A 13,225-nucleotide genomic window follows, 5' to 3' on the forward strand; every position below is an offset into this window, starting at 1 on the left:
ATGACAGGGCGAGACGCCTTGCGGTTCATTACGATCGGCTACCACGAGTCGCTGAGGCGTGGGTATGGCTGGCTCAGGGCAGAATGCTGCTACGCAGAATGACTGCCTAGTTTTGTAAACACCCTCTTACAGCGGGTCACTTTTGGAAGAGCGCCAAAAGTAACCAAAAACGCTTTGCCCCACCACTCGGCACCTCGCTTAGGCTCGGTGTGCCCTCATTCCGGCATTGCTCCGTGGGCCCGCCGCGAAGGGCCATCCATGGCCCAGCGCGGCTATCCCAGCATCCATGCCGGGATGCCCACTGCGCAATGCCTGCGTTCGGCCAGCGTGGTTAACGGGGCGCCGAGATCAACGTCCACCGCGAGGCGGCCTAACAGCCGACCTGGCTCTTGGTGAGACCGCGTTTCTCCCGGGGGGCGATTGCAATTCATCATTCAATTCAAATATTGACTGACACACCGCTATCGCGAGCAAGCTCGCTCCCACAATAAGATCGGGTACGGCCGGAGAGATAGGCCGGCTGCCAGGCCGCCTCGCGAGCAAGCTTTGCTCCCACAGATCAGACGGATGTATGGCCGGGAGAACCAGGCCGGCTGTCAGGCCGCCTCGCTTTTGATCTTGATCTTGATCTTGATCTGGGGCGCCCCGTTAACCACGATGGCCGAACGCAGGTATTGCGCAGTGGGCACCTCGGCATGGATGCCGAGGTAGCCGCGCTGGGCCATGGATGGCCCTTCGCGGCGGCCCACGGAGCAATGCCGGAGTGAGGGCACACCGAGCCTAAGCGAGGTGCCAAGTGGTGGGGCAAAGCGTTTTTGGTTACTTTTGGCGCTCTTCCAAAAGTGACCCGCTGTAAGAGCGGAACCCTAAGCCGCCGTAACCGCAGCAACGGATATGTACCCAATCCAATCCAATCCAACCCAACCCAATCCAACCCAAACCAACACCAAAGAAAACGGCGCCTTCCCCTCCCTCGGAAAAAGCGCCGTATCCTTAAGTGAACAGCATTACGCCCAATGCGCAGCGTTCTTGTACCTCACCAGACAGCGTCCGGCTTACAGCGCCATGTCGGCCGCTGGGTTGGCTTCCGGGGCAGCGCCCGGCTTGGCCGGTGCCACGGGGGCGCCAGGCTTGCCGATCACCGGCGGTGTGTCCAGTTGCAGGACTTCGCTGGTGTAGGCCCATTCCTGGGCTACGCGCTCAGGGCTTTCGTTGAGCTTGGTACCGTAGCTTGGCACGATCTGGCGCAGTTTTTCCTGCCAGGCCGGGCTGGCGACCTTGTCCTTGAAGACCTTCTCAAGCACGGTCAGCATGATCGGTGCGGCAGTCGAGGCGCCTGGCGAAGCACCCAGCAGGCCGGCAATGCTGCCGTCCTGGGAGGCAACCACTTCGGTGCCGAGTTTCAGCACGCCGCCCTTCTCTTCGTCACGCTTGATGATCTGCACGCGCTGGCCGGCCTGCCACAGGCGCCAGTCTTCTTGCTTGGCGTCCGGGAAGTACTCTTTCAGGGCGTTGAAGCGATCCTCATCCGACAGCATCAACTGGCCGGCCAGGTATTCGACCAGTGGGTACTGTTCGATACCGACCTTGGTCATCGGCCACACGTTGTGGGTGGTGGTGCTGGTCAACAGGTCGAAATACGAGCCGTTCTTCAGGAACTTGGTGGAGAACGTTGCGAACGGGCCAAACAGGATCACGCGCTTGCCATCGAGCACACGGGTGTCCAGGTGCGGAACCGACATCGGCGGTGCGCCCACCGAAGCCTTGCCATACGCCTTCGCCAGGTGCAACTGGGCGACGGTTGGGTTTTCGGTGACCAGGAACGAACCACCCACCGGGAAACCGGCGTATTCACGCGCTTCAGGGATGTCGGACTTCTGCAACAGGTGCAACGCACCGCCGCCAGCGCCGATGAACACGAACTTGGCGTCGGTCTCGGTTTCGGTACCGTCTTTCAGGTTCTTGTACGAAACGCGCCAGGTGCCGTCTTCGTTACGGGTGATCTCTTCCACTTCGCTGGACAGCTTGAGGGAGAAGTTCGGCTTGGTTTGCAGATAAGTCGCGAATTGGCGGGTGATTTCGCCGAAGTTCACGTCGGTACCCAACGGGCTCCAAGTGGCCGCGACTTTCTGGCTCGGGTCACGCCCTTGCATCATCAGCGGAACCCACTTGCTGATCTGCGCAGGGTCTTCGGAATACTGCATGCCGGCGAACAACGGGCTGGCCTGGAGCGCTTCGTAGCGCTTCTTCAGGAACGCGATGTTGTCATCACCCCAGACGAAGCTCATGTGCGGCGTGGAGTTAATGAACGAGCGCGGGTTCTTCAGCACACCGTTCTTGACCTGCCAGGACCAGAACTGACGGGAGATCTGGAACGCTTCGTTGATCTCGATGGCCTTGACGATCTCGACCTTGCCATTCTTGTCTTCCGGCGTGTAGTTCAGCTCGGCCAGTGCAGAGTGACCGGTACCGGCATTGTTCCAACCGTTGGAACTCTCTTCGGCAACACCGTCCAGGCGCTCGACCATTTCCATGGTCCAGCCCGGCTCCAGCTCATTGAGCCAGACGCCGAGAGTCGAGCTCATGATGCCCCCACCAATGAGCAAGACATCCACTTTTTTTGGCTCGGCGGCGTGCGTGGTCGCAAGACCCATCGCCATCGCCAGGCCCAGTAGCGCCGTGTGTGTTTTCTTCAACATGTGTGTATCCCTAGGATGAACGCCATTCCGTCCACCGGTCCTGTTCGAGGATAAATCACATCCACGGCCAGCAATGCTGGGGGATGGATCGAGACGGACCGGAGGATGGACCTACAGGGCCGAGCACATTCGTCGGCCTCTCGTTTATGTCTCTCCGGCGCTGACTTCTTGTAGGTCTTGGCTTCAGCTGGGGTGAGGGACGCTGCAAACGGTGTTCATCGGGCCTGGCGTGGCCGTGCCCGATTGTCGCAGCGGGGGGAGTTTACATAAGGAAATAAACAGATCGAAGCGTCTTTTTACATTCCGGGCAAAAACGCCGACCAAATGACGGCATTTTAATGGCCCTGGTAACCATTCGCGTAGGAACTGTGCGTGACCCGTGTAGGAGCTGACGAGTGCAACGAGGCTGCGATCTTGCCATGGCCGCTTGAGTCTCAAGCGGATGAATCAAAAGATCGCAGCCTCGTTGCACTCGACAGCTCCGCAGCTCCTACGCAACTCCTAGAGCCTTTACAGCGCCAACCTATCCGAGCATCTGACTCAACACCGCCCGCAACTTGCCAGGCTTGACCGGTTTGTTGAGCAGCGGTGCATCCAGCTTGCGCAGGGCGCGGCGGCACTGGTCGCTGCGGTCGGCAGTGATGATCACTGCCGGGATCGCCTGGTGGAAATGCTCACGCAGGTGCTTGACCACTTCACAGCCCACGATCCCATGATCCAGGTGGAAATCCGCCAGGATCAGCTCCGGCGCACGGTCTTGCAGCACGTCCAGGGCGCCCGCCTCGTCGGTGGCGGTCAACACCTCGCAGCCCCATTGCCCCAACAGCGCGGCCATGCTTTGCAAGATGCTCAGTTCGTTGTCGATCACCAACAAACGCCGCCCTGGCAGCGGGTTGCCAGCGACCGCCTGGGCCGGGGCCTGGGACACGGGCAGTGGTTTCTCACTGGACAGCGGCACCTCGATGCTGAACACCGAGCCCCGCCCCGGTCGCGAACGCACCTGTACCCGGTAGCCGAGGATATGGGCAATGCGTTCGACAATCGCCAACCCCAGGCCCACACCTTTGCGATCCGCCGCCCGACCGACGTCCAGTTGGTTGAATTCGAGAAAAATCGACTCCAGGCAATCAGCCGCGATGCCCCGCCCCGTGTCCCAGACTTCCAGGCTCAAGCGCCCTCCCCGACGTCGGGCCGCCAAGAGAATGCCGCCTTGATTGGTGTAGCGGCAGGCATTGCTCAGCAGGTTGCGCAGGATACGGCTGATCAATCGCAGGTCGGTCAGCACCGCTTCGTCGCCAAACCGTACCCGCAGCTCCAACCCGGCGGCACCGGCCACCGATTGAAACTCTGACACCAGCGGCCCCAGCAGCTCATCCAGCCGATACGGCGCCAGGTCGGGCTTGACGGCGGCCTGGTCGAGCCGGGAAATGTCCAGCAGGTCAGTGAGCAGGTCTTCGGCCCCTTCAAGCGCTTGATGAGTGCGTTCCACCAGCACGTGCTCGGCGGCAGGCAATTGGCGCTCACGCAACGTCGCGATCAGCAGGCGCGCCGCGTTGAGAGGCTGCAACAGATCATGACTGGCGGCGGCCAGGTACTTGTCCTTGCTGCGGTTGGCAGCCTGGGCAACATCCCGGGCATCGCGCAATTGCTGCTCTACCTGCTCGCGCTGGGCAATCTGCTGCTTCAGGTTGTGGTTGGCTTCCAGCAACGCATCGGTGCGCTCGGCCACCCGTTGCTCGAGTTGGTCATTGAGTTGTTGCAGGTGTTTGCGGGCCTGTTCCAGCTCATCGAGACGGGCCGTCAGTTCCGGGTAGTGACTCTTGCGCGTCGAGTGATTGCCCAGCCCCAGCAGCCCGGCCAGGGCTTTTTGCTGCTCGTCAGAGGGCTTCGCCATAGACGACCTCGACATCCCGCTGGCTCGACTCCCGAGGATTGGTGAGGATGCACGGGTCGTGCATCGCGTGTTGCGACAGGAACGGAATGTCCGACGTGCTGACACCGTGCAGGCCCAGGGTCTCGTGGAAACCGATGGTGCGCTTGAGGGCAATCAGGTGCTCCACCAGCCGGCCGCGGATCTGTCGGTGGTTGAGCCCCCGGCAATCGATGCCCAGGGTCTCGGCAATCACCTTGAAACGCTCCGGTGCCGAGTTGTAGTTGAACGCCACCACATGCTCCACCAGCACCGCGTTACACAAGCCATGGGGCAAATCGAGGAATCCGCCCAGGCTGTGGGACATCGCATGCACCGCCCCGAGGATCGCGTTGGAGAACGCCAGCCCGGCCTGCATGCTGCCCAGCATGATTTTTTCCCGCAGGGCAATGTCCGCCGGGTTGGCGATCATCTGCACCAGGTTGTTGTTGATCAGGCGCATGGCTTCCAGCGCATGGGGGTCGGTCAACGGGCCGTGGCCGGTGGATACGAAGGCCTCGATGGCATGCACCAGGGCGTCGATGCCGGTACAGGCGGAGAGGAACGGGTCCATGCTCAAGGTGGTTTCCGGGTCGATCAACGACACGTCCGGCACCGCCGCCTTGCTGACGATGGAAAATTTCATGCGTTCTTGCTGGTTGGAGATGATCACGAACTGCGACACATCCGCCGACGTCCCCGCCGTGGTGGGGATCAGGATCAGCGGCGGGCTGGGCACATGCAGGGTATCGACGCCTTCGAACTCGAGGATGTTGCGGCCGTGGGCGACGACAATGCCGATGCCTTTGCCGCAATCCATCGGGCTGCCACCACCCACCGCGACGATGACATCGCAATGGTTTTCCCGGTACAGGTCGGCGCCGAGCATCACTTCCTCGACTCGCGGATTGGGCGAGACCGCGCTGTAGATGCAGTAATCGATACCTTGGGCCTGGAGACTGGCTTCGACGTCCGCCACCCAACCGGCGGCGATGACCCCGGGATCGGTGACGATCAGCACTTTGCGTGCGCCGAAGGTCTTGGCGTAATTGCCGACATTGTGCCGACAACCGGCACCGAACATGATTTCAGGGGAAACGAACTTGCGCAGTGGGCTGAGGCTCATCTTTTCAGGTACGTGGCTCATCGGTAAGCCTGTTGTTATTGTCTTGGGATACCTTGAGCCTAAAGCATCCCACCGTGATTGCAATCAGACCAATGGGGTAACCCGACCTGAACCCGTCAGGCCGGGCCGGCACTCATCGGTTGGCGAAGTACATCGTCACTTCAAAGCCGATACGCAGGTCGGTGTACGCGGGTTTAGTCCACATGGGTCTTTCCTCTTCTTGTACCGGGCGATTCCGGCAAGGTCATTAATGCACGCCGCGCCTGGGGCTCGAATGCTACTTTCGAAGCGGTGGGTGGGGTGCGTTGGTACTACTGGAACAGCGAGCACTTGTGGCGAGGGAGCTTGCTCCCGCTGGGCTGCGCAGCAGCCCCAAAATTGCAGCCACACAATCAGTGTGGGCACCAAGGAAAGGGCCGCTTCGCGGCCCAGCGGGAGCAAGCTCCCTCGCCACAGGGATCACCACAACTGCCCTGCTTGCTATCTCCCAGGGTTAGAAAAAGCCCAACGGATTGATGTCGTAGCTCACCAGCAGGTTCTTGGTCTGCTGGTAGTGGTCGAGCATCATTTTGTGGGTTTCACGCCCGACGCCGGACTTCTTGTAGCCACCGAACGCGGCGTGCGCCGGGTATAGGTGGTAGCAGTTGGTCCAGACGCGACCGGCCTTGATCGCCCGGCCCATGCGGTAGGCGCGGTTGATGTCGCGAGTCCACAGGCCGGCACCGAGGCCGAACTCGGTGTCGTTGGCGATGGCCAGGGCTTCGGCTTCGTCCTTGAAGGTGGTCACGCCCACCACCGGGCCGAAGATTTCTTCCTGGAACACGCGCATTTTGTTGTGGCCCTTGAGCAGGGTCGGCTGGATGTAATAGCCGCTGGACAAATCACCCTCGAGTCGCTCGGCAGCACCGCCGGTGAGCAGCTCGGCGCCTTCTTGCTGGGCAATCTCAAGGTACGACAGGATCTTGTCAAATTGCTGCTCGGACGCCTGGGCGCCGACCATGGTCTCGGTGTCCAGCGGGTTGCCGCGCTTGATCTTGGCGATCTTTTTCATCACCTCGGCAATGAACGGCACGTAGATCGACTCTTGTACCAAGGCGCGCGATGGGCAGGTACAGACTTCGCCCTGGTTGAAAAACGCCAGCACCAGGCCTTCAGCCGCCTTTTCGATAAAGGCCGGCTCGGCCTGCATGATGTCTTCGAAGAAGATGTTCGGCGACTTGCCGCCCAGTTCCACGGTGGACGGGATGATGTTCTCCGCCGCGCACTTCATGATGTGCGAACCCACCGGGGTGGAACCGGTGAAGGCGATCTTGGCGATGCGCTTGCTGGTGGCCAGGGCTTCACCGGCTTCGCGGCCGAAACCATGGACGATGTTCAACACACCGGGTGGCAACAGGTCGGCGATCAGTTCCGCGAAGACCATGATCGACAGCGGCGTTTGTTCGGCTGGCTTGAGCACGATGCAGTTACCGGCGGCCAGGGCCGGGGCGAGTTTCCAAGCGGCCATCAGCAGCGGGAAGTTCCACGGGATGATCTGCCCGACCACGCCCAGCGGCTCGTGGAAATGATAAGCGGTGGTCAGTTCGTTGATCTCGGCCGCCCCACCCTCTTGGGCGCGGATGCAGCCAGCGAAGTAACGGAAATGGTCGGCCGCCAGCGGCACGTCGGCATTGAGGGTCTCGCGCACGGCCTTGCCGTTGTCCCAGGTCTCGCTGACGGCGAGGACTTCCAGGTTCTGCTCGATGCGGTCGGCGATTTTCAACAGCGCCAGGGAACGGTCCTGCACCGAGGTCTTGCCCCAGGCATCGGCTGCGGCATGGGCGGCGTCCAGTGCCTTGTCGATGTCGGCGGCGCTGGAGCGTGGGAATTCGGCAATGACTTCGCCGTTGACCGGGGACGTGTTGGTGAAGTATTCGCCATTGACCGGTGCGACGAATTCGCCGCCGATGAAATTGCCATAGCGCGGTTTGAAGGAAACGACGGCGCCTGGGGTTCCGGGTTGTGCGTAGATCATGGTGGGGCCTCTGCCTGGTCGATGCCTGTCACGGGACAGGCGATAGGCCGATGGTAGAGAGCCCCGTGCCGTGGACGAATGCGTCATTGGCAGGGGGCTCTCTCGTTATTTGGTCGTAGGTTTCAAGCATTGGGGCGAAGATATTTGGCGAAACGTCTGTGGGAGCAAGGCTTGCCCGCGATGAAGGCGACGCGGTCTACCAGGGAACCGAGGCGACTGCATCGCGAGCAAGCTTTGCTCCCACAGAGCCGTCACCACAAGGACAATGTCCGGCTCGATAGTTACTTAGCGTTTAGCCACCAGCTCTTTCGGCAACTTGAAGGTCCAGAGCATGCCGCCCTGGTTGAAGTCCTTCACGCGCTTGGCCACCTCGCCACCCCACAGCGGCACCGCACCGCCCCAGCCGGAAACCACGGAGACATATTGCTCACCGTCCATTTCCCAAGTGATGGGCGAGCCAAGCACGCCGGAGCCGGTCTGGAATTCCCAGACCTTTTCACCGGTCTTGGCGTTGAACGCCTGCAGGAACCCTTCAGGCGTGCCGGTGAACACCAGGTTGCCCTTGGTAGTCAGGACGCCGCCCCACAGTGGCGCGTAGTTCTTGTGGCGCCAGACTTCCTTGCCGGTCTTGGGGTCGATGGCCCGCAGCACGCCGATGTAATCCTCGTTCAGCGGCTTGATGGTGAACCCAGCCCCGAGGAACGCCGCGCCTTTCTTGTAGGCGATGCCTTCGTTCCAGATGTCCATGCCCCATTCGTTGGACGGCACGTAGAACAGCCCCGTGTCTTGGTTGTAGGCCATGGGCATCCAGTTTTTTGCCCCGAGGAAGGCCGGTGCGACGAATACCGAACTGCCCTTGGCTTCGCTGCCCGGTGCGCCCGGACGGCTGGCCTCGTTATAGATCGGCCGCCCGTCCTTGTCCAAGCCAGTGGCCCAGGTGATCTTGTCGACAAACGGGAAGCCGCGGATGAACTTACCGTTGGTGCGGTCGAGCACGTAGAAGAAGCCGTTCCGGTCGGCCGTTGCCGCAGCCTTGATGTCCTTGCCGCCTTCCTTGTAGTTGAACGAAATCAGTTCATTGACGCCGTCATAGTCCCAGCCGTCGTGAGGCGTGCTCTGGAAGTGCCACTTGATGGTGCCGTCGTCCGGGTTCAGGGCCAGGCGCGACGACGAATAGAGGTTGTCACCAGGACGCAGGTGGGAATTCCACGGAGCCGGGTTGCCGGTGCCGAACAGCAGCAGGTTGGTTTCCGGGTCGTAGTAGCCGCCCAGCCAAGGCGCCGCGCCGCCGGTTTTCCAGAGATCGCCCGGCCAGGTCTTGCCCGCCTCGCCACCGGAAATACCGTTCTCCACGGCCTTGCCATCCTTGTAGACGTAGCCCATGTGGCCTTCCACCGTCGGGCGGGTCCACAGCAGTTCGCCATTCTTCGGATCGTAGGCGCTGATCTGGCCGACCACGCCGAACTCGCCACCGGCCACACCGGTAATCAGCTTGCCATTCACGACCATGGGCGCGGCGCTGATGGAATAGCCTTCCTTGTGGTCGGCCACTTTCTTGCTCCACACCACTTTGCCGGTGTCCTTGTTCAGGGCCACCAGCTTGGCGTCGAGGGTGCCGAAGAACACCAGGTCGCCATACAGCGCAACGCCACGGTTGATCACGTCGCAGCAAGGGCGGATGTCATCGGGCAGGCGCGCATCGTATTGCCATAGTTTCTTACCAGTGCGCGCATCCACCGCGAATACCCGCGAATAGGAACCGGTGAGGTACATCACCCCGTCCTTGATCATCGGCTGGGCCTGCTGGCCACGCTGCTTTTCGCCACCGAAGGAGAACGCCCAGACCGGGCGCAAATCCTTGATGTTATTGACATTGAGACTGTCGAGCGGGCTGTAGCGCTGGCCCTGGACGCCCAGGCCGTTGGTCACAATCTGCTGCGGGTTTTTCGGGTCCTGGAGAATTTCCTGATCGGTCACGGCGGCCAAGGCCGAACCTGACAGCAGCATGGCACTGAGCAGCAGGCTCACGGCGAAGGGTTGGCGACGTGCGGGATGAGTCATGACGGCTACCTCTGCGGTTATTGTTATACCCGGGAAATTTTCCCGGTCTGCCACAGATTCTTGGGCTCGGGGCCCTCGCCAACAATTGCCCGCTGTGTTGAGTTTTCTAGTTCCTTGGTACATGTGGAGTAAGCGGACGCCTCTGTGGCGAGGGAGCTTGCTCCCGCTGGGGCGCGCAGCGGCCCTAAAGATAGCCCAGCCAACATCCATAGCCAGGTTGACTGACATAGGGGCTGCTGCGCAGCCCAGCGGGAGCAAGCTCCCTCGCCACGGGGAGGTGTACTCAGTCAGGGTCGTGGGTGTCCACCCGCTTCATCCCCACCCGCTCGTAGCGTGGGTAGAGATGGCTGACACTGCGAATCAACTCATACCGGCTCAGGCTGATCCCCGCGAAGCGCTCGGGGATGGGGTTGCGGATCATCTCGGCCATGTCATCGCCCCGGGCCGCGCCGTCGCGCATCAGTTGATCGAGCCAGCCCAGGTAATCGCGCATCTGCGCAAAGGGCCGGGCGTCGCTCGCGACCGGTCCATGGCCGGGCACGATCTGCTTCCAAGGCAAGGCCTGCAAGGTGTCCAGGTCCTTGAGCCATACATCGAGTCCCGGGCTGTTGGGGGTGGTCAGGGCCCGCTCGTAGAACACCAGGTCTCCGGCGAACAGCACGCCAGTGGTTTCATCCAGGATCGCCAGGTCCGCGCCGGTGTGCCCGGCCAATGCCAGCAGACGCAACGAATGATCGCCCACCGTCAGCGCCCCCGCCGCCAGCGCCTGGCTTGGCAATACCACCTCGGTACCGCGCATCCAGTCGCCCACCAGCCGGTACATGTTCTCCGCCAGCGCATCACCCTGTTGCCGTAGCAGGTCGGTGGTGCCGGGCAGCGCGCCGATGGGCACGTCGCTGAAAGCCTGGTTGCCCAGTACATGGTCAGGATGATGATGGGTCAGCAAGACCTGGATGACCGGCTTGTCGGTGGTCGCGGCAATGGCCTGGCGCAGCGCCTCGCCGTAGCGTTTCGACGGCCCGGTGTCGATCACCACCACGCCGGCCTCGGTGACGATGAACGCCGTATTGACGATGTTGCCGCCATTGGCCTTGGCAAAGTTCTCGGTGCTGCCTTCCAGCAGCCAGGTGCCTGCGGCGATCTGCCGGGGCTTGAGCGAATAATCGGTGGCGGACCATGCCGGCAGGCACAGGCCAAGACAAAGCAGTAACAGCCAGCGCATGGCGCGCTCCTTCTGGTCAGGGAATGGCCGCCTCGAACGTGTTGCCGCTGTTGTCGCGCAGCACCAGGCGGGTCTGTCCCGGGCCTTGGATATCGAAGCCCAGGTTGGGGTTTTCGCTGACCGCCGGGAACAGCTCCAGGCGCGCCAACACCTGACCGTCGGCGTCCAGCAGTTGCGCCTGATTAAGGAAAAACTCCGGGATGCCGCTCACCAGGCCATTGTCCATTGGATGAGCAATTTGCAGGCGCAGGCGACTCGAATCACCTCGCGGATAACGACCGCCCAGCACCTCGCCCAGATGTTCCTCCCAGCCCGGCTGGGTGCGCACCACGCTGGGCGCAGTGCAGCCGCCACCGGCTGCATCGATCAGCGTCGAACCGACGTGCCACAGGCCATCACGGGTCTGCACGGCGGCGCGCAACGGCGTGGCTTGCTCGATGCGAATACGGACCGACAGCCAGGGCAGCACCCGCTCCCCCGGTTGGAAGTCGACGATTTTCGGCAATGGGTTCAGCTCGGCCCAGGCCAGCACCCGTACGACGTCGCCGGAAAAGGCCCGGGCATCGATTTCCAGTGGCACCTGGCGCGCGTCCTCGGCAAAGGGTGGCGCCAGCAGCCGCACCCGATCGTCGAACACGAACGGCGCGTCCCCCAGCAATTGCTTGTGATAAAAGGCCCACATCACTGACGGCACCGGATCCTTCCCCGGCTCGATCGCCATCGCCAGCCACGGCAGGCACCACAACAGCAGGCCATACGCTCGCCAGTTCATCCCTGCGCTCCTATTGGTACATTTCCGGGACTTCGTAGCGCAGGCCATAGCGGGCATACATCGCCTTGAGGCTGCCGTCACGGATCAAGCCTTCCAGCGCCTCTTCTACCGCATAGGCCAACTGACGGTTGCTTTCATGCACCGCCATACCGATCTCCCAGCGTTGCTTGCCCATGTTCGGATAGGCATTTTCCGCCAGTGCCAGTTGCGGATCGGCCGCCTCATGCACTTGCCAATCGACTTCCCCGCGCATGGCCATGACGGCGTCGATCTCACCGGCCTGCATGGCCCCAAAGGCTTTGGCGACGCTGGGGTAATGGCGGGTCTTGGCGCTGAGCATGCCGTTGAACACCGAGGTCAGATAGAACGACGGCACGCTGTCGACCTCTGCCCCGATGGGGTGTTGCTGGAACACCGCGACACTGCCCACCGAATCCAGCCGGCGACGGTCGTACGCCACCTGCCAGCATTCTTGCTGATAGGGACCGAACATCACCACCTGGGCGTTTTCCAGCTCCCCGATGTCGTTACGCCTTTGCACGTAATCGTGATCGTACGGCACCCGCATCATCAGGTCGGCCAATTGCCGGTCGTGCAACGGGCTGCTGCGCCAGATGTAGTCGCGCAGATCATCATCGAGCTTCTCGCCGGGTGGCGCCCACATCAGTTTCAGGCGCACGCCCATGGCCTTGGCCAGGGCTTGCGCCAATTCAACATCGACACCCCGGGGCTGGCCCTGGTCTTCAAAACTGTAGGGAGCGAAATCCTTGTAGACCGCCACCTTCAACTCCCCGGCGGCGATCATCTGATCGTAGCTGCGCACCTGCGCCTGCACCACTTGGCCACACAGCAGCACGCTGCACATCACCCACGCGAACAGGCGCATGGCGATCACTCCTCGACGTGCACGCTGTCGAGGTAGGTGCGCACCGCCCATAACGCTTCCTGGCTCAGGTAGTCGGCCATTTTCGGCATGTAGACCCGGCCGTCGCGCACCGCACCGTGGCGCACGCGTTCGACGAACCACTCATCGCCGGCTTCCGCGGCGTCGAGCATGCGCAGGTCCGGGGCGATCCCGCCGGACTTGGCCTCCAGGCCATGGCAGGCCGCGCAGTTCTGGTTGTAGGCCGAGGCACCGATCTCCACGGCTTTTTCACGCTCGGGGGCATTGCGGTACGGATTCTGGGCAGCCCACCCATCGGCGTCCAACGGCAGGTTGGTGTCCTTGATCGGGGTCAGGCCCTTGGTTTCCACTGCTTGGGGCACTACGTTGCCATGGGCCCATGCGGAGCCTGCGCCGGTCAGCCCCATCAGTAATGCGGTAGCGATGATGGCGTTGCGTTTTGTTGTCATTGTTATGCCCTCTGGATTGCACGCAAGACCTCTTGGCAGAGGCCGTGCCGTCATCTTAGGAACCCTGCG

Annotated in this window: 11 protein-coding genes; all 11 read right to left on the reverse strand. The window is 61.9% G+C overall.

Annotated elements, in window-relative coordinates; translation table 11 throughout:
* Positions 1-596: 596 nt before the first annotated feature.
* The gene (locus J3361_RS27590) at positions 597-749 is read right to left on the reverse strand and encodes a hypothetical protein (protein WP_207967223.1); all 153 of its coding nucleotides are present in this window, start codon (positions 747-749) and stop codon (positions 597-599) included.
* Between the two features lie 306 nt (positions 750-1,055).
* Positions 1,056-2,699 (reverse strand): malate dehydrogenase (quinone), encoded by a 1,644-nt coding sequence (gene mqo / locus J3361_RS27595; protein WP_207967203.1) that lies wholly within the window; start codon positions 2,697-2,699, stop codon positions 1,056-1,058.
* A gap of 523 nt (positions 2,700-3,222) precedes the next feature.
* A complete protein-coding gene (locus J3361_RS27600) occupies positions 3,223-4,593 on the reverse strand; it encodes a hybrid sensor histidine kinase/response regulator (RefSeq protein WP_207967204.1) in 1,371 nt (456 codons plus the stop codon).
* Positions 4,577-5,734 (reverse strand): alcohol dehydrogenase-like regulatory protein ErcA, encoded by a 1,158-nt coding sequence (ercA, locus tag J3361_RS27605; protein ID WP_207967222.1) that lies wholly within the window; start codon positions 5,732-5,734, stop codon positions 4,577-4,579. Before ercA ends, J3361_RS27600 begins: the two co-directional genes overlap by 17 nt.
* A gap of 133 nt (positions 5,735-5,867) precedes the next feature.
* Positions 5,868-5,939 carry a pyrroloquinoline quinone precursor peptide PqqA gene (pqqA, locus tag J3361_RS27610; RefSeq protein WP_003243383.1) on the reverse strand — a complete coding sequence of 24 codons (72 nt, stop codon included), beginning with the start codon at positions 5,937-5,939 and terminating at the stop codon, positions 5,868-5,870.
* Positions 5,940-6,227: 288 nt separating this feature from the next.
* On the reverse strand, positions 6,228-7,748 hold the full coding sequence (locus tag J3361_RS27615; RefSeq protein WP_207967205.1) for an aldehyde dehydrogenase family protein: 1,521 nt from the start codon (positions 7,746-7,748) through the stop codon (positions 6,228-6,230).
* A gap of 285 nt (positions 7,749-8,033) precedes the next feature.
* On the reverse strand, positions 8,034-9,809 hold the full coding sequence (locus J3361_RS27620) for a PQQ-dependent methanol/ethanol family dehydrogenase (RefSeq protein WP_207967206.1): 1,776 nt from the start codon (positions 9,807-9,809) through the stop codon (positions 8,034-8,036).
* 283 nt (positions 9,810-10,092) lie between these two features.
* Entirely contained in the window at positions 10,093-11,031 is a 939-nt protein-coding gene (locus J3361_RS27625; protein ID WP_207967207.1) for a quinoprotein relay system zinc metallohydrolase 1, read from the reverse strand.
* 16 nt (positions 11,032-11,047) lie between these two features.
* Positions 11,048-11,803, reverse strand: coding sequence for a quinoprotein dehydrogenase-associated SoxYZ-like carrier (locus J3361_RS27630; protein ID WP_207967208.1), 756 nt, complete (start codon positions 11,801-11,803; stop codon positions 11,048-11,050).
* Positions 11,804-11,813: 10 nt separating this feature from the next.
* Positions 11,814-12,689 (reverse strand): transporter substrate-binding domain-containing protein, encoded by an 876-nt coding sequence (locus J3361_RS27635; protein WP_207967209.1) that lies wholly within the window; start codon positions 12,687-12,689, stop codon positions 11,814-11,816.
* A gap of 5 nt (positions 12,690-12,694) precedes the next feature.
* On the reverse strand, positions 12,695-13,156 hold the full coding sequence (gene pedF, locus J3361_RS27640) for a cytochrome c-550 PedF (RefSeq protein WP_207967210.1): 462 nt from the start codon (positions 13,154-13,156) through the stop codon (positions 12,695-12,697).
* Positions 13,157-13,225: the final 69 nt, after the last annotated feature.

Origin of the sequence: Pseudomonas sp. OA65, assembly GCF_017498305.1 — a bacterium.
Classification (GTDB): domain Bacteria; phylum Pseudomonadota; class Gammaproteobacteria; order Pseudomonadales; family Pseudomonadaceae; genus Aquipseudomonas; species Aquipseudomonas zanjanensis.